Source organism: Pseudonocardia oroxyli, assembly GCF_900102195.1.
Classification (GTDB): Bacteria; Actinomycetota; Actinomycetes; order Mycobacteriales; family Pseudonocardiaceae; genus Pseudonocardia; species Pseudonocardia oroxyli.
Window position 1 is genome coordinate 47,663 of record NZ_FNBE01000008.1, and the last position, 15,896, is coordinate 63,558.

The window sequence follows — 15,896 nt, forward strand, 5'->3', positions numbered from 1 at the left end:
GCCCCGCCGCCCGCAGCTCGGGGACCGGGTCGGCCCGCTCACGTCGGGCGGCCCGCACGGCGACGGGTCCGTACGCTGGGCCCCATGAGTGGTACCGGCAAGCGGGTCCTGGTCGCGAAGCCCCGAGGTTACTGCGCCGGGGTGGACCGGGCGGTCGAGGCGGTCGAGCAGGCGCTCGAGCAGCACGGCGCGCCCGTGTACGTCCGCAAGCAGATCGTGCACAACAAGCACGTCGTGGAGACGCTGAGCGAACGCGGCGCGGTGTTCGTCGACGAGACCGACGAGGTGCCCGAGGGCGCGATCGTCGTGTTCTCCGCGCACGGGGTGTCCCCGGCGGTCCGGGACGAGGCCAAGGCCCGGTCCCTCACCACGATCGACGCGACCTGCCCCCTGGTCACCAAGGTCCACCAGGAGGCCAAGCGGTTCGCCCGCGAGGACTACGACATCCTGCTCGTCGGCCACGAGGGCCACGAGGAGGTCGAGGGGACCTCCGGCGAGGCCCCCGCCCACATCCAGCTCGTCGAGTCCGCGGCGGACGTCGACAAGGTGACCGTGCGGGACCCGGAGAAGGTGGTCTGGCTCTCGCAGACCACGCTGTCGGTGGACGAGACCATGGAGACGGTCGGCGCGCTGCGCGAGAAGTTCCCGACGCTGCAGAACCCGCCGAGCGACGACATCTGCTACGCCACCCAGAACCGCCAGGTCGCGGTGAAGGCCATGGCCCCGCACTGCGATCTCGTGCTGGTGGTGGGTTCGCCGAACTCGTCGAACTCGGTGCGGCTGGTCGAGGTCGCGCTGAACGCGGGCGCCGGCGCGTCGTACCTGATCGACTACGCCCGCGAGATCGACGAGGCGTGGCTCGACGGCGTCGAGACCGTGGGGCTGACCAGCGGCGCCTCGGTGCCGGAGGTGCTGGTCCGCGGCGTGCTGGACTACCTGGCCGAGCGCGGCTGGGAGTCCGTCGAGGAGGTCACGACCGCCGAGGAGACCCTGACGTTCGCCCTCCCCCGCGAGCTGCGCCCGAGTCGCGTCGCCCGCTGACGGGTTCACCCCGCACACCCAGCCCGCCCAGGCGGGACAGGGCGTCCTCCGGGCCGGTGCGCTGCACGATGAGGCGCACCAGCCCGATCAGCAGGCTCAGCCCGGTCGCGACCGCCATCGTGGGGAACGCGTTGACCAGCGGCGCGCCGATCATCAGCACGGTCTCGGTGAGGCCGCCGCCCGACCGCCCCACGAGCAGCACGACCACCGGGATCAGCACGGCCGCGAGCAGCGGCGGCTGGACCATCGGACCGAACAGGTTGCGGCGCCGCACCCAGGTGACGGCCAGGACACAGCCGAGCACGTAGGCGATCGAGAACACCGCGCCCACCGTGCCGATCCGCAGCACGTCGATGAACACCCCGAGCCCGGTGAGGACCAGCGCGAGGGCGACCGCCGCCAGGGGCGGGATGCCCAGCACGGTGGCCAGCGCCGAGCGCTCCGCCACCGGCCAGCCGGTGGGCGCGGGGTCCGCCCCCCGGGCCGCGCCGCCCCGTGTCCCGGCGTCTCGTCTCCCGGTGCCGCGTGTCGTCACCCGGTCACGGTAGCCCGTCCCGCGTCCGGCCCGGACCCGTCGCGCCCCGTGTCGGGGCTCGCGTCACCCGGGACCAGCTCGTGCAGGGCGATCAGCGACTCGCCCGCCGAGGCGACGAGCTCCGGCGCCGACACCGCCCGCGGCACCCGCTCGACGGGCGCGGGCGCCTCCAGCTCCTCGTCGCTCACCCGCAGCTCGGTGAGCCGCCGCGCGGTGACCAGGACCCTGGCCTCCAGGGACGACACCGTGCGGTTGTAGCTCTCCACCGCCCCGTCGAGGCTGCGGCCGAGCTTCGCGACGTGCGTGCCCATCGTCGCCAGCCGCCCGTGCAGCTCGCGGCCCAGCTGGTGGACCTGCTGGGCGTTGCGCGCCAGGGCCTCCTGCCGCCAGCCGTAGGCGACGGTGCGCAGCAACGCGATCAGCGTGGTCGGGGTGGCGATCACGACGTTCTTCGCGAACGCGTGCTCGAGCAGCGCCGGGTCCGCCCGCAGCGCCGCCTCGAGGAACGGGTCGCCGGGGACGAACAGCACCACGAACTCGGGCGTCGGCTCGAACGACTGCCAGTACGCCTTGCCGTTGAGCTGGTCCACGTGCGCGCGCAGCTGGCGGGCGTGCGCGGACAGCCGCTCGGTGTGCCGCGCCGGGTCCGCGGTCTCCACGGCCTCCAGGTACGCCGCGAACGGCACCTTCGCGTCGACGACGACCTGCTTGCCGCCTGCGAGGTGCACGATCATGTCCGGCCGCACGCCCTCCCCAACGGGGCCCGCGGAGACCTGGGTCTCGAAGTCGCAGTGCTCGACCATGCCGGCCAGCTGCACGATCCGTTCCAGCTGCAGCTCGCCCCAGCGGCCGCGGACCTGCGGCGCCCGCAGCGCGGTGACGAGCTGCTTCGTCTCGGTGCGCAGCCGCTCCGAGTCCTGCGCCATCGCCTTCACCTGTTCGACGAGCCCCGCGTAGGCCGACTCGCGCTCCTTCTCGACCGTGCGCAGCTGGCCCTCGACCCGCTGCAGGGCCGCGGCCATCGGGTCCAGGAGCTTGCCGATCGCGGTGCTGCGGGCCGCCTCGTCCTGCTCGGCCTTGGCGTGCAACGCCGCCGCGGCCTCCCGGATCCGCCCCTCCGCGAGGCTGACGAACTGCTCGTTGTTGCGGGACAACGCCTCCGCGGACAGCGCCCGGAAGCTCTCGCGGAGCTCCGCGTCCCGCGCCGCGAGCATGCGCTCCCGGTCCAGGGCGCCCTCGCGCTCGGTCTGCAGCGCGGCGCGGGTGGCCGCCACGTCCGACTCCGCGCGGCGCAGCCGCTCGGTGGCCGTCTGCAGCTCCTCGTGCAGGTCCTCGATGCGTTCCAGGAGCCCGGTCCGCTCGGCCTTGGCCGCCGCGGCCTCCGCCCGCGCCCCCGCGGACGCGGTGGTGGCCGCGCGCGCGGCCTCGGCCGCCGCCACCCGGTGCCGGGCGCCGAGCAGCAACCAGGCCAGCCCCGCCCCGATCGCCAGCCCGAGCAGGAGCCCGGCGAGCAGGAGCGGCACGGCGTTCGCGAGTTCCACGCGTGCAACTCTGCACCCGACCCCCGACAGTTCCGTGGACCCACCCGCCCCGTGAGTGGCGATAGTCGCTATAGCGACTATCGCCACTCACGGGGGTCAGGACTCTCGGGCCAGCAGGGAGCGTTTGACCTCCACGCCCCAGCGGAAGCCGCCCAGGGTGCCGTCGGTGCGCAGCACGCGGTGGCAGGGGACGAACAGGGCCGCGGAGTTGCGGGCGCAGGCGCTCGCCGCCGCGCGCACCGCCGCCGGGCGCCCCGCCTTCGCGGCGTACTCCGTGTAGGTCACCGGTGCACCCGCCGGGACGCCGCGCAGCACCTCCCAGGCGTGTTCCAGGAACGCGCCGGACCGCTGCCGCACGGGCACCGCGGCGACGGCGCCGAGCTCGCCCGCGTAGTACGCGGTGACCGCCTCGGCGGCGGCTCCCACGACACCGGGATCCACCATGGACGGACGAATGCTGCTGTGCACCAACGGGACCAGGTCGTCGAGCGACGCGGTCCAGCCACTGGCCAGCACGGCGCCGTCGGTGGCGACGATCGTGAACGGGCCGTCGGGCGTGTCGAGGGTCTGGTACTCACTCATGCGTGCCTCCAGAGATGCTGGGCGGCGTAGGACCGCCAGGGGCGCCAGGCCAGGGCGTGGTCGGCGAGGGCGGCGGGATCGGTGGTTCGCCCGCCCGTACCCAGTCCGAGGGCCGCGGCGCCGCGCCGGACCGCGAGATCGGACACGAGGGGTTCGTCGGGGTCGCCGAGCAGCCGCATCGCGACGTACCCGGCCGTCCACGGCCCGACGCCGGGCAGCGCCTCCAGATCGGTGCGCAGCCCGGCCGGGTCGCGCCCGGCGTCGAGGACGAGCGAGCCGTCCGCGACGGCCGCGGCCAGCCCCCGGACGGCCGCCGCCCGTCGGGCGGGCCCGGGGATCTCCGCCTCGGCGAGACTCGCGGCGGAGGGGAACAGCAGCGCGGGGGATGCGTCCGCCGCGCCGCCCACCTCGGTGTCGGTGAGGTCGAGCGGGACCGCCTCCCCGAGGCGGGCGACCAGGCGGGCCCCGGTCGTCCGTGCCGCACCGACCGAGACCTGTTGTCCCAGCAGGGCTTTGACGGCGATCTCCAGCCCGTCCGCCGCCCCGGGCAGGCGGATCCCGGGCACGACGGCGACCGCAGCGGCCAGCGCCGGGTCCTCGGCCAGCACCGTGTCGACGGCGATCGGGTCGGCGTCCAGGTCGAGCAGTCGCCGCAGCCGGGCGACGGCGGGGCCGAGGTCCCGCGGCTCGGCGAGCCGCAGATCGGCCCGCACGTGACCGGGGGTGTGGTCGCCCAGGTGCAGGGCCACGGTGCCCGGACCGTGGGGCAGGCGCAGGGTCCGCCGGTAGACGCCGTCCACGACGGACTCGAGGCCGTCGAGGGCTCGACCCGCGAAGTGCGCCAGCAGCCCGGCGGCGTCGAACGGCTGACGGTGGGGCAGCCGCAGTGACAGCGTGCCCGCAACCGGGGTCGTGCCCCGTCGGGCGCTCTCCCGGCGCAGCACGCTCGGGGTCACGGCGTAGACCTCGCGCACGGTGTCGTTGAACTGCCGGACGCTGGCGAACCCCGCGGCGAAGGCGATGTCCGCCATCGCCATCGGCGTCGTCTCGATCAGCAGCCGCGCGGTGTGCGCGCGGTGCGCCCTGGCCAGCGCCAGGGGCCCCGCGCCGAGCTCGGCCGTGACGATCCGGGTCAGGTGCCGCTCGGAGTAGCCGAGTCGGGCGGCGAGCCCGGCCACGCCGGTCCGCTCGACGACGCCGTCCGCGATCAGCCGCATCGCGCGCGCCGCGAGGTCGGAGCGGCTGTTCCAGTCCGGTGAGCCGGGGACGGCATCGGGCAGGCAGCGCCTGCAGGCGCGGTACCCGTTCTGTTGGGCGGCCGCCGCGGTGGTGAAGAACTCCACGTTGCGCAGCCGCGGGGTGGTGGCGGGGCACGAGGGCCGGCAGTAGATGCCGGTGGTCCGCACCGCCGTGATGAACACGCCGTCGAACCGGGCGTCGCGCGAGGCGACGGCGCGGTAGCAGCGCTCGGTATCCAGGGGTCTGACCTCCAGCACGGCACCGACTCTGCCACGCCCCCAAGGGGGATTCTCGCGGGAATCGGACACGGCCGTGGCCGGGCTACCGGGCCGGTCCGCCCCAGCCGCACAGCTCGTCGTCGAGCAGGTCCAGTCCGCAGGCGAGCCGGACCTGGTCGCGGACCGCACGGGGCAGCCGGACCTCCCGCACGCGAGGCACCTCCACGACGGGTGCCGCCACGACGGGGGCCACCACCGGGGTGGCCTGGTGCACCGCGCGGGGGAGGGCCACGGTGCGCACCGGGGCCGGCGCCGGGGCGGAGACCGGGGCGGTGACCGGGGCAGCGGCCGCGCGAGTGGCCTCCAGTGCCGGCGCGACGGCGGCCGCGACGATCGCGGCGCCGTCGACGGGCTCCGGGTTCACCGGGAGGTGCGGGCCGTCCATCGGCGGCCCGTCCTCGGGGTCCGGCGCGGGCGACCCGGCGTCGAACGTCGGGGTCGGGATCGGCACCGCCGGGACGGAGGTCAACGACACCGCGGCGTACGACGTCGTGGAGAGGGCTCCCAGCACCGTCCCGGCCACCGCGATGCGCACCACCTGCTCGAACCCCATGTCGTCCCCCTCGTCCCGTGCTGCCGTACACGAGACCCATCGCGAACGGAGTACTCGTTGTTAGCCCATTCGTCGTAGTAACACTCGACGGAGTGGCGAACGGGGGTAGGGGTAACCCCACTTCGGGGCATGGGGTGGCACGCGACGATCTCGGTGGTTCCCCGGATGTATCGCGGGCCCCCTGCGGAGCACTCTTCTCGGTGTCACGATCACACCGGAAGGACCGCCATGCTCTCCACGACCCGCACCGAGTCCGCGGCCGACCTGGGCCGGATCGACCGGCTGGGCCGCGCCGCCGCCACCGGTGACCGGGCCGCCTGCCAGGAGCTCATGGCGGCCCTGCACCCGCCGGTGCTGCGCTACTGCAGGTCCCGCCTCGCGACCGGCGCGGGGGACGCCACCTCCGCCGAGGACATGGCCCAGGACACGCTGATCGCGCTGCTCCGGGCGCTGCCGACCTTCGACCACGACGCCGGGCCGCTGCTCGCCTTCGCGTTCACCATCGCCCGGAACAAGATCATCGACACGGTGCGGCGCAGCCGCATCTCGCGGATCGACCTGACCGACACCGTCCCGGACGGGGTCGGCACGGACGACGCGCCGGACGAGCTGACGGTGCGCGCCGAGCAGGCCGCGATGGTCCAGCGGTTGCTGGGCAGGCTGCCCGAGCGGCACCGGGACGTCCTGCGGCTGCGGCTGATCGAGGGCCGCTCGGCCATCGAGACCGCCGCCCTGCTCGGCTCCACGCCCGGCTCGGTGCGGGTGACCCAGCATCGCGCGCTGGCCTCGCTGCGCCGCTATCTGGCCGATCGGCCGGTGCGGCAGCCGGCGATGGCCTGAGACCACGCCCGTCGCGCGGGCCGACCGGGGAGCCGGTCCGCGCACGGGCGATGCCCCGACCGCCGTGGGGACGGCGCGGGGCGGCACGACCCGGCCCGTCTCTGGGGAGCGGCGGACCGGGCAAGGGGGAGGACGCCACGCCGGCTCCGGGACGAGGGGTCCGGAGCCGGCGGGGCCGTCCTCCCGCCGCGTCGGTCGCCGGGCCGAGGGGGACCCCGGTACCAGGCGCTGCACCCCGTCTACCCTGGTTGTCCGTGTCCCTCACCCTCGGCATCGTCGGGCTGCCCAACGTCGGCAAGTCGACCCTGTTCAACGCCCTGACGCGCAACGACGTGCTCGCGGCGAACTACCCGTTCGCCACCATCGAGCCGAACGTCGGGGTGGTGCCGCTGCCGGACTCCCGCCTCGACACGCTGGCCGAGATGTTCGCCTCCGCCAAGGTCGTGCCCGCCACCGTGTCCTTCGTCGACATCGCCGGGATCGTGAAGGGGGCCAGCGAGGGCGCGGGCCTCGGCAACAAGTTCCTCGCCAACATCCGCGAGTCGGACGCGATCTGCCAGGTCGTCCGGGTCTTCACCGACGACGACGTGGTGCACGTCGACGGCCGCGTGGACCCGGCGTCGGACATCGAGACCATCGCGACCGAGCTGATCCTCGCCGACCTGCAGACCCTGGAGAAGGCGGTGCCGCGCCTGACCAAGGAGGCGCGGATGCAGAAGGACCGCAAGGTCGTCCTCGAGGCCGCGGAGGCCGCCGTCGAGGTGCTGAACGGTGGGAGGACCCTGTTCGCCGCGAAGGTGGATGCCGAGCCGCTGCGCGAGCTGACCCTGCTCACCACCAAGCCCTTCCTCTACGTGTTCAACGCGGACGAGGGCGTGCTCACCGACGACGCCAGGCGCAAGGAGCTGACCGACCTGGTCGCCCCGGCCGAGGCGGCCTTCCTGGACGCGAAGGTCGAGTCCGAGCTGCTGGAGCTGGACGAGGAGTCCGCGCGCGAGCTGCTGGAGTCCATCGGCCAGCCCGAGCCCGGCCTCTACTCGCTGGCCCGCGCGGGCTTCCGCACCCTCGGCCTGCAGACCTACCTGACCGCGGGCCCCAAGGAGGCCCGGGCCTGGACGATCCACCAGGGCGACACCGCCCCCCAGGCCGCCGGCGTGATCCACTCGGACTTCGAGAAGGGCTTCATCAAGGCCGAGATCGTCTCCTTCGACGACCTCGTCGAAGCCGGCTCCATGGCCGCCGCCAAGGCCGCGGGCAAGGTGCGCATGGAGGGCAAGGACTACGTGATGCAGGACGGAGACGTGGTCGAGTTCCGGTTCAACGTCTAGTGGTTGAGCCGGGCATCACGACCGGGGCGTTATCGCGAGACTCCGGGCGAGGTGGCTGCGTTGTCGAACCACCCCGACAGCGCACGGTTCCCGCTGAGGGGACTCGAACGTCTGTCAGCCGGACTCGGACGCCTTGTTGCCGTTGAGCTGCTGTAACAGCCAAGAGGGCGACATCGAGAAGGTTGCCGTGCGCCCTCCCCACCGCCGTCTCGCGACGTCCGCCGCCCTCCTCGCTCTCGCCACCTCGCTGGTCACCGGTTGCGGTGCCGCAGCCGAGGCCGTGAAGGACAGGCCCGAGACGGTAGCGGCGTCGACCGCCGTGACACCTGCCACGGCTCCCACATCGGCGGCCACTCCTGTCTCAACGGCCGCCGGCGCCGCGGAAACTCCCGCCCCGAGCGCAACCGGCAGCGCAGTGCCGATCCCGGCCGGGGTCACCGTGATCGAGGGGACGTCCTGGGCTGGCACCGACTCCGACGGCGACGCTTACGTTTACACGTTCAACCCCGGCGGCAGGTACGCGTACCAGAGCCCCAACGGCTCGTTCGGCGGCGACGATGACACCTGGGCTCAGACCGGCGACCAGCTTGTCATGAAGACCAGCGGCGGCTACGCGACCTACATCGGCACGGTAGGGGACGGCGTGATCTCGGGTACCGCCTCGAACATCCAGGGCCGCACCTGGACCTGGACCGCGAAGCAGCAATGACCGGTCCGCGAGGTCCGCAGAAGCATGGACAACCCCCGATGGTTGTCAGTGACCGCCGACAAGCAATGAGCAGGTCAGAGTGGGTGCACGCAGACACTGTGCAGGTCAGGAGCGCGAGGAGATGGTTCCGCTTCACCGTCTAGGGAGCACCCCTCACCGCGATCCCGCCGCCACCAGCGTCGCGGTGAGGGGTTCGAGGGTGCTGGTCAGCTCGGCGAGCTCGGTGGGGGACAGGGCGGCGTAGGGGGCGGCGGCGAGGGCGTCGGTGCGGTCCTCGATGCGCTGCTTGGTCGCCCGGCCCTCGTCGGTGAACCGGCCGTCGGCGTCGACGAGCCCACGCTCCCGCAGGCCGCTCATGATCTCGCGCAGCCGCCGCTGGGGGAGGTGGTGGATGCGTCCGAAGGACTCGGGCGGATGGATGCCGAACTCGAGGGCGGAGAGCACGTGGGCCTCCCCGCCGTCGACGCCCTCGGCGAGCAGGACGGCGTTGTGTCCGTCGCCCCGGTGTTCGCGCAGCATGGTGGCGGAGTGCCAGAGGCGGGCGACCGGGTCGCTCGGCACGGGCACGGTGCGCATGCCCGCATACATCACGCGGCCGTGCGTCGGCGCGCTCGTGGCGGCCTTCGTGGTCAGGTCGGCGGCGCGCACCAGGCCGGGTGAGCAGGCGAGCTCCGCGCCGAGGATCCGCCGCACCGAGGCGGCGCTGCCCCGCTCGCGCGCGGCGAGCGACGCCTCGGGGGTCGCCGTCTCCCAGGCGCTGGGGATGTGTCGCGCGGCCTCGCCGTCTCCGAAGTTGTAGAACGCGGCGTGCACGACCTCCGCCGGCACCCGGCCGAGCGGTGCGGCCCGACTGGCGAAGTACCCGTCCCAGTAGGTGCGGTGGCCGAGCGCGGCCAGCTCCACGTTGCACTCGTCGGCGAGGAAGGTGACCAGGCAGATCGGCTCGAGGAGCTCGAACATGCGGCGCGCGGTGGATGTCATGCCCCTCCGACCGCGCGCGCCGCCCGAACTCATCGCGGAACGGGAAGGGGCGAGGCGTGTGCCTCGCCCTCCCTCCGATCAACGCCAGCCCAGCTCCGGGGCGACGTGCGTCAGGACGCTCTCGAGCACGTGGGCGTTGTAGTCGACGCCCAGCTGGTTCGGGACCGTCAGGAGCAGCGTGTCGGCCGCGGCGATGGCCTCGTCCTCGGCGAGCTCGGCGACGAGCTTGTCCGGCTCGCCCGCGTAGGTCTTGCCGAAGCGGGCGTTGCCGCCCTCGAGGTGGCCGACCTGGTCGGTGCTGTGCCGCTCCCGCCAGAACAGCTGCTTGTCCAGGTCGCTGACGATCGGGAAGATGCTGCGGCTCACCGACACCCGCGGTTCGCGGCTGTGTCCGGCGGCCTTCCACGCGTCCCGGTAGCGCTGGATCTGCTCGGCCTGCAGCTGGTGGAAGGGCACCCCGGTGTCCTCGGTGAGGAGGGTGGAGCTCATCAGGTTCATGCCCTGCTGGGCCGTCCACTCCGCCGTCGCGCGGCTCCCGGCGCCCCACCAGATGCGGTCGCGCAGCCCGGGGGCGTACGGCTCGACGCGCAGCAGGCCGGGCGGGTTGGGGAACATCGGCCGCGGGTTGGGCCGGGCGAAACCCTCCCCGGAGAGCACCTCCAGGAACTTCGCCGTGTGCTCGCGCGCCAGCTCCGCACCCGCCGGGTCCGAGGCGTAGGGCTCGTACCCGAAGTACCGGAACCCGTCGATGACCTGCTCGGGGCTGCCCCGGCTGATGCCGAGCTGCAGCCTGCCGCTCGAGATCAGGTCGGCCGCGCCCGCGTCCTCGGCCATGTAGAGCGGGTTCTCGTAGCGCATGTCGATCACACCGGTGCCCAGCTCGATCCGGTTCGTGCGCGCGGCCGCGGCGCTGAGCAGCGGGAACGGCGACGCGAGCTGCTGCGCGAAGTGGTGCACCCGGTAGTAGGCGCCGTCCGCGCCCACCTCTTCGGCGGCCACGGCGAGCTCGATCGACTGGAGCAGGGAATCCTGGGCCGACCGCACCATGGAGTGCGGGGAGTCCGCCCAGTGCCCGAAGGACAGGAACCCGATGTTCTTCACAGTTGAACGAACAACCATCTGCGGTCTCTCATTCCCCGTCATCGCCGCACGTGGACGAGCCCCAGGCGCCGGGTGGCGCGGGTGAGCGAGACGTACAGGTCGGCGGGGTTGCGGCGGCGGATCTCCTCGGGGTCCACGATCACCACGGCGTCGAACTCCAGGCCCTTCGCCGAGACGGGGGTGTGGAGCTCGACGGGTGCCCCCTCCAGTCCGGTGGGGTCCGCGGCGATGACCGCGAGGGTCCCCTCGGTGAGCGCCGCGGCCTCCGCCTCGACCAGCGCCCGCACCTCGGCGGCGGGGACCGTGCGCTCCCACGGCTGCTCGCCCGTCGAGCGGACGGAGCGGGCGGGCTCCCGGTCCGGGGCGAACTCGGCCAGCACCTCGGCGGCGAGGTCCATGATCTCCGACGGCGTCCGGTAGTTCACGGTGAGCGTGCGATAGGTCCACCGGTCGGCCAGGTGGGGGCCGAGCACGTCCGCCCAGGCGGCGGCCCCGGCGGGCGCGCTGCGCTGCGCGAGGTCCCCCACGGCGGTGATGGAGCGCGACGGACAGCGCCGCAGGAGCACGTGCCAGTCCATGGCGGACAGCTCCTGGGCCTCGTCGACGACGAGGTGCCCGTACCGCCAGTCCCGGTCGCCCGCCGCGCGCTCGGCCACGCTCGCGAGGTGGTCCGGGACGTGCCGAGCGGCCAGGACGTCCGCCGTGACGAAGTCCGTGGGGCGCAGCTCGTCCGGGTCCTCGCCCGCGAGGTTCCGGTCGGCCGACTCGATGATCGCCAGCACCTCGGCGGCGTACGCACTCTCCGGGTCCTCCGCGCGCCGGACGGGCACCGGGGGCTCGCCGAGCAGCTCGGCGAGCTCGTCGAGCAGCGGGGCGTCGGACACCGTCCACGGTGCGTGCGCGGGCCGACCCAGCACCGGCGACGCCCCGGCCGCGGCGAGGCGCGCGGCGGAGGCGAACAGGTCCCGCAGGACCTGCCCGGCGCCCAGCACCGGCCACAGCTGCTCGACGGCGTCGTGGAAGTCCGCGTTCGTCCGCAGCTCGTGGCGCAGGTCGGCCCGCAGCTCGGCGTCCAGCTCCGCCGCGCCCTCGGGCTCGACGTCCGGGATGCCCAGGTCGCGGAGCATCTCGACGAGCTCGGGCGGGTCCTCGAGGGTCCGGTCGAGCCGCTGCAGCCCCTGGTCGACGAGCAGCCCGCCGAGCACGTCCCGGAAGGTGGCGCGGGCGGCGTTGTGCACCAGCCCGGTGCCGCGGGCCCGGCAGCGGGCCTCGGCGGCCAGCGCCCGGTCCACCGTGACGGTCACGTCCTCCAGCTCGATCTCCAGCGGGGACCCGGGCAGCTCCTGGCGGTCCTCGACGGCCCGTCGCAGCACGTCGATCATCGCGAGGTCGCCCTTGATCCGGGCGGTCTCGGGCTCGTCCAGCGCGGTCGCGACCACGCCGTGCGCGAGCCTGCCCGGCGTCGTGAACACGACGGCCGACTCGCCCAGCGCGGGCAGCACCCCGCCGACGTACCGCACGAAACCCGCGCTCGGGCCGACGACGAGCACGCCGCTGCGCGCCAGGCGTTCCCGGTGGCTGTAGAGCAGGTAGGCCGCCCGGTGCAGGGCGACGGCGGTCTTGCCCGTCCCCGGCCCGCCCTCGATCACGACGGTGCCGGACAGCGGGAGCCGGATGATCGCGTCCTGCTCCGCCTGGATGGTGGAGACGATGTCCCGCATGGTGGAGCTGCGCGGCGCCTTCAGTGCGGCGAGCAGGGCGGGATCCGACGCGTGGCCGGAATCCGCGCTCGCCGCGAACACGTCGTCGTGGAAGTCCAGAATCCGCTCCGCGGGGGCGGTCCCGGCGATCTGGAAATGGCGCCTGCGCACCACTCCGAGCGGTTCCGCCAGGGTCGCGCAGTAGAAGGGCCGGGCCGCGGGCGCCCGCCAGTCGAGCAGGGCGCTCTCCCCGTCCGCGGGGTCGGTGAGCCCGATCCGACCGACGTAGGTGGTGGCCCCGTCGGTGCCGTCGAGCCGGCCGAAGCAGAGCCCGGAACGGGCGGCGGTCAACGCCCGGACCCGGTCCGACCAGCGGTGGACCGAGACGTCCCGCTCGTAGCGGGCACTGAGCTCGCCACCGGTCTCGGCGCCCAGCGAGCCGCGGGCCCGGGCCGAGGCCGCGGCGAGCTCGTCGCGCAGCAGCTGGTGCAGGTGGTGGAGTCGGGTCGTCTCGAGCTCGATCTCCGCCTCGACATCGGCCTTGACTTCGGGTCTGGTTACGTGCCCCCCGGGCGTGCTATCCTGAAAACGGACGCTGGCTTGGTGCTGCGCTGATCGCACCCGTCAGGATAGCTTTTCCGCCCGTTCTCGGGCAATGATCCTTCATTTTTCCGTGCCGAGAGCACGCATCGCCCTGTCCAGGGTCGTGAACACCTCGGACCCCCACTCGGGGTCCGGCCGGCCCGGTGCCGGGGCGTAGAGCCACCACACCGTGTCCCACGGATCCAGCATCCGGCCCAGCGTCGTCTCGCCGTAGAAGGGCGTCGGCGGCGTCACCACCTCGGCCCCGCGGGCCTCGCCCCGGGCGAGCACCTCCGCCACGTCGCGCACCCAGACCTGCAGCAATGCCGGTCGGGCGGGCCACCCCTCGCGGCGGTCGGCCACCATCAGGTCCACGTCGCCCACGCGGGCCTCGGCGTGGATCAGCGATCCGTCGGGCATCGGGGTCCGGGCCTCCGCGGTCTCGGACACCTCGAAGACGGAGATCACGAACTCCAGGAAGCCCGCGGCGTCGTCCACGATCACGAACGGGTTGAGCACCGCGCCCGCGCGCGGCACCTCGTCGGTCGGTAGCAGCATGGACCCAGGATGGCCGCCATTGCGGCCGGGTTCCGTCCGCTAGCGGGCGACCTCGGCGAGCCGGCTGCGCAGATGGTCGACCAGCAGCAGCGAGGCGTAGTCCCGACCCTCGACGAGGTGGGTCCGCAGGGAGACGACCCCGCCGACGTCGTGCGCCACGACGTGTGGCCGGTCCAGCCCCTGGGCGCGCCCGCGGCCCGGGGCCCACCGCGCCGAGCGGGACCCCGGCCGGTGGACCCCGCGGTCAGCGGCGCCGGGTGCGGACGGCGGCGGCCAGGTCGTCGAGCAGGGTCTCGGTGGTCGCCCAGTCCATGCACTTGTCGGTGATGGACTTGCCGTAGGTCAGCTCGCCCGAGAGCGGCTGGTTGCCCGCCTCGAGGAAGCTCTCCATCATCAGGCCGGTCACGCCGGTGTCGCCGCCCTCGATCCGCGCCGCGATCTCGCGCACGACCTCGGCCTGGCGGACGTGGTCCTTGCCGGAGTTGCCGTGGCTGGCGTCGACGACCACCCGCTGGGGCAGGCCCGCCCGGGCGAGCAGGTCGCGGGTCGCGGCGAGGTCGGCCGCGGTGTGGTTCGGGCCGGCCGAGCCGCCGCGCAGGATCACGTGGGCGTCCGGGTTGCCGGTGGTGCGCACGAGCGCGGCCAGGCCGTCCGCGTTGATCCCCATGAACACGTGCGACGCGGCGGCGGCGCCGATGCCGTCGACGGCGACCTGGACGTCCCCGTCCGTGCCGTTCTTGATCCCGACCGGCATGGACAGTGCGCTGACCAGCTGGCGATGGACCTGCGAGGCGGCCGTCCGGGCACCGATGGACCCCCAGGTCACGATGTCGGAGAGGAACTGCGGAGTGATCGGGTCGAGGAACTCGCACCCCACGGGCAGGCCCAGGGCCGTGATGTCGAGCAGCAGCCTGCGCGCGGTGCGCAGGCCGCGGTTGACGTCGAAGGTCTCGTCGAGCCCGGGGTCGTTGATCAGGCCCTTCCAGCCGACGGTCGACCGCGGCTTCTCGAAGTACGTCCGCATGACCACGCACAGGTCCCCGGAGAGCCGCTCCGCCCGTGCCGCCAGCCGCTGCGCGTAGTCGAGCGCCGCCTCGGGATCGTGGATCGAGCAGGGGCCGACGACCACGAGCAGGCGGTCGTCTCGGCCGTCGAGGATGTCGACGACGTCCGCCCGGCCGCGGGTGACGACGCTCGCCGCCCGGTCGTCCACGGGCAGCTCGTCCCGCAGCAGGGCGGGGGACAGCAGCGGGCTCATCCGGACGGTGCGGTGGGCGTCCAGCGTGGCGCGCGTATCGAGGGGTGACATCTCAGGGGGTCCTTTCACGGACCGACCCTGGCGAGCCGGCCCGAACGGGTTTCCGGCTCTCGCGGGGATGGTGTGGTCAGCGCAGCATGGTGCGTGCCGACCCATCCCGGGCCGGCTCGCTAAACCAGTATCGGCGCGCCACGAGGATCACCCTACACGTCAGTTGAGCGTCCAGATGGCCAGATTGAGGGCGGACGCGAACGTCACCCAGGCCAGGTAGGGCGCGAGCAGCCAGGCGGCGGGCCTGCTGTGCCGCGCGAACAGCACCGTCGTCGCCACGATCGACAGCCAGAGCAGGACGATCTCGGCGAACGCGAGCCCGAACCGGCCCGCGCCGAAGAACAGCGGCGTCCAGGCCATGTTCAGCAGCAGTTGCACGCCGTACACGACGTGGGCGGGCGCGGTCAGCCCGCTGCGCCGCCACACCAGCCAGCCGGAGACGGCGATCAGCAGGTAGAGCACCGTCCACACCGGACCGAACAGCCACGACGGAGGCGCCCACGAGGGCTGGACGAACCCGGCGTACTGCTCGGCGGCAGAGGCGGACGCGAGCCCGCCGACGACGGCGACGATCGCGACGGCGACGAGGAAGCCCAACAGCGCGAGCGCCGCGGGCGGGCGGGTGCGGGAGGAGTGCACGGTCATGCCGAATAGTCTCGACGATCGAGACAATTCTCGCGCGCCGAACCCACCCCGGAGCCACACTGCGCCGCTTGCTAGCGGGCCTCCTCCACGCGGGAGTCGATCTTCTTCGCCAGGGCGGTGTCCTTGCCGGTGAGGCCGCCCTCGCTGTGGGTGCTCAGGCGGAAGGTGAGGGTGCGCCAGCGGATGTCGATGTCCGGGTGGTGGTCCCGGTCCTCGGCGTCCTCCGCCACCCGGTCCACGACGGCGATCGCGGCGCGGAAGCACGGGAGCTCGGCGGTGCGGACGATCGCGTCCCCGTCCCGCTCCCACCCGTCCAGATCGGCGAGGGCGGCGGTGATCTCGGCGTCGCTCAGCAGTGCGGCCATGGCGCCCGA

Annotated in this window: 16 protein-coding genes; 4 read left to right on the forward strand and 12 right to left on the reverse strand. The window is 73.7% G+C overall.

Annotated features, from left to right (window positions below):
* The first annotated feature begins 84 nt into the window (after nt 1-84).
* A complete protein-coding gene (locus BLS43_RS13635; RefSeq protein WP_093083743.1) occupies nt 85-1,041 on the forward strand; it encodes a 4-hydroxy-3-methylbut-2-enyl diphosphate reductase in 957 nt (318 codons plus the stop codon).
* Here BLS43_RS13635 and BLS43_RS13640 read toward each other — a convergent pair.
* From BLS43_RS13640 to BLS43_RS13660, 5 genes are all read right to left on the reverse strand, one after another.
* Nucleotides 971-1,576 (reverse strand): DUF6542 domain-containing protein, encoded by a 606-nt coding sequence (locus BLS43_RS13640; protein ID WP_143030038.1) that lies wholly within the window; start codon nt 1,574-1,576, stop codon nt 971-973. The two genes, BLS43_RS13635 and BLS43_RS13640, sit on opposite strands and share 71 nt — an antisense overlap.
* Nucleotides 1,573-3,117, reverse strand: coding sequence for a DNA recombination protein RmuC (locus BLS43_RS13645; protein WP_218129816.1), 1,545 nt, complete (start codon nt 3,115-3,117; stop codon nt 1,573-1,575). The genes BLS43_RS13640 and BLS43_RS13645 overlap by 4 nt, the downstream gene beginning before the upstream one ends.
* A gap of 96 nt (nt 3,118-3,213) precedes the next feature.
* Nucleotides 3,214-3,699 carry a methylated-DNA--[protein]-cysteine S-methyltransferase gene (locus tag BLS43_RS13650; RefSeq protein WP_093083748.1) on the reverse strand — a complete coding sequence of 162 codons (486 nt, stop codon included), beginning with the start codon at nt 3,697-3,699 and terminating at the stop codon, nt 3,214-3,216.
* The gene (locus tag BLS43_RS13655) at nt 3,696-5,195 is read right to left on the reverse strand and encodes an AlkA N-terminal domain-containing protein (RefSeq protein WP_245707482.1); all 1,500 of its coding nucleotides are present in this window, start codon (nt 5,193-5,195) and stop codon (nt 3,696-3,698) included. The genes BLS43_RS13650 and BLS43_RS13655 overlap by 4 nt, the downstream gene beginning before the upstream one ends.
* 64 nt (nt 5,196-5,259) lie before the next feature.
* A complete protein-coding gene (locus BLS43_RS13660) occupies nt 5,260-5,769 on the reverse strand; it encodes a hypothetical protein (RefSeq protein ID WP_093083753.1) in 510 nt (169 codons plus the stop codon).
* Between the two features lie 228 nt (nt 5,770-5,997).
* Here BLS43_RS13660 and BLS43_RS13665 point away from each other — a divergent pair, with 228 nt between their 5' ends.
* The 3 genes from BLS43_RS13665 to BLS43_RS29380 all read left to right on the forward strand — a co-directional run bounded on the left by BLS43_RS13665 (nt 5,998) and on the right by BLS43_RS29380 (nt 8,646).
* Entirely contained in the window at nt 5,998-6,609 is a 612-nt protein-coding gene (locus BLS43_RS13665) for a sigma-70 family RNA polymerase sigma factor (protein ID WP_176921319.1), read from the forward strand.
* A 254-nt stretch (nt 6,610-6,863) separates the two neighbouring features.
* Nucleotides 6,864-7,937: a redox-regulated ATPase YchF gene (gene ychF, locus BLS43_RS13670; RefSeq protein ID WP_093083758.1), complete on the forward strand. Its 1,074-nt coding sequence runs from the start codon at nt 6,864-6,866 to the stop codon at nt 7,935-7,937.
* 187 nt (nt 7,938-8,124) lie between these two features.
* Nucleotides 8,125-8,646: a hypothetical protein gene (locus BLS43_RS29380; protein ID WP_143030039.1), complete on the forward strand. Its 522-nt coding sequence runs from the start codon at nt 8,125-8,127 to the stop codon at nt 8,644-8,646.
* A 153-nt stretch (nt 8,647-8,799) separates the two neighbouring features.
* Here BLS43_RS29380 and BLS43_RS13680 read toward each other — a convergent pair whose 3' ends face one another.
* The 7 genes from BLS43_RS13680 to BLS43_RS13710 all read right to left on the reverse strand — a co-directional run bounded on the left by BLS43_RS13680 (nt 8,800) and on the right by BLS43_RS13710 (nt 15,887).
* The gene (locus BLS43_RS13680; protein WP_093083764.1) at nt 8,800-9,627 is read right to left on the reverse strand and encodes an SCO6745 family protein; all 828 of its coding nucleotides are present in this window, start codon (nt 9,625-9,627) and stop codon (nt 8,800-8,802) included.
* Between the two features lie 78 nt (nt 9,628-9,705).
* Nucleotides 9,706-10,728, reverse strand: a complete 1,023-nt coding sequence (locus tag BLS43_RS13685) for an LLM class flavin-dependent oxidoreductase (protein ID WP_093083767.1) — start codon at nt 10,726-10,728, stop codon at nt 9,706-9,708.
* Nucleotides 10,729-10,766: 38 nt separating this feature from the next.
* Nucleotides 10,767-13,049 (reverse strand): UvrD-helicase domain-containing protein, encoded by a 2,283-nt coding sequence (locus BLS43_RS13690; RefSeq protein ID WP_245707483.1) that lies wholly within the window; start codon nt 13,047-13,049, stop codon nt 10,767-10,769.
* A gap of 42 nt (nt 13,050-13,091) precedes the next feature.
* On the reverse strand, nt 13,092-13,568 hold the full coding sequence (locus tag BLS43_RS13695) for a VOC family protein (protein WP_093083770.1): 477 nt from the start codon (nt 13,566-13,568) through the stop codon (nt 13,092-13,094).
* A 244-nt stretch (nt 13,569-13,812) separates the two neighbouring features.
* The gene (locus BLS43_RS13700) at nt 13,813-14,877 is read right to left on the reverse strand and encodes a 3-deoxy-7-phosphoheptulonate synthase (protein ID WP_093083773.1); all 1,065 of its coding nucleotides are present in this window, start codon (nt 14,875-14,877) and stop codon (nt 13,813-13,815) included.
* A 159-nt stretch (nt 14,878-15,036) separates the two neighbouring features.
* Nucleotides 15,037-15,522, reverse strand: a complete 486-nt coding sequence (locus tag BLS43_RS13705) for a TspO/MBR family protein (RefSeq protein WP_093083776.1) — start codon at nt 15,520-15,522, stop codon at nt 15,037-15,039.
* A 71-nt stretch (nt 15,523-15,593) separates the two neighbouring features.
* Nucleotides 15,594-15,887 (reverse strand): 4a-hydroxytetrahydrobiopterin dehydratase, encoded by a 294-nt coding sequence (locus BLS43_RS13710; protein WP_093083778.1) that lies wholly within the window; start codon nt 15,885-15,887, stop codon nt 15,594-15,596.
* Nucleotides 15,888-15,896 lie beyond the last annotated feature (9 nt).

What these genes read in the sequence shown, in the direction of transcription:
- BLS43_RS13635 (WP_093083743.1), top strand. Translation starts at nt 85, where the DNA reads ATGAGTGGTACCGGCAAGCGGGTCCTGGTCGCGAAGCCCCGAGGTTAC.
- BLS43_RS13680 (WP_093083764.1), bottom strand. Translation starts at nt 9,627, where the DNA reads ATGACATCCACCGCGCGCCGCATGTTCGAGCTCCTCGAGCCGATCTGC.
- BLS43_RS13660 (WP_093083753.1), bottom strand. Translation starts at nt 5,769, where the DNA reads ATGGGGTTCGAGCAGGTGGTGCGCATCGCGGTGGCCGGGACGGTGCTG.
- BLS43_RS13665 (WP_176921319.1), top strand. Translation starts at nt 5,998, where the DNA reads ATGCTCTCCACGACCCGCACCGAGTCCGCGGCCGACCTGGGCCGGATC.
- BLS43_RS13710 (WP_093083778.1), bottom strand. Translation starts at nt 15,887, where the DNA reads ATGGCCGCACTGCTGAGCGACGCCGAGATCACCGCCGCCCTCGCCGAT.
- BLS43_RS13650 (WP_093083748.1), bottom strand. Translation starts at nt 3,699, where the DNA reads ATGAGTGAGTACCAGACCCTCGACACGCCCGACGGCCCGTTCACGATC.
- BLS43_RS13695 (WP_093083770.1), bottom strand. Translation starts at nt 13,568, where the DNA reads ATGCTGCTACCGACCGACGAGGTGCCGCGCGCGGGCGCGGTGCTCAAC.
- BLS43_RS13700 (WP_093083773.1), bottom strand. Translation starts at nt 14,877, where the DNA reads ATGTCACCCCTCGATACGCGCGCCACGCTGGACGCCCACCGCACCGTC.
- BLS43_RS13705 (WP_093083776.1), bottom strand. Translation starts at nt 15,522, where the DNA reads ATGACCGTGCACTCCTCCCGCACCCGCCCGCCCGCGGCGCTCGCGCTG.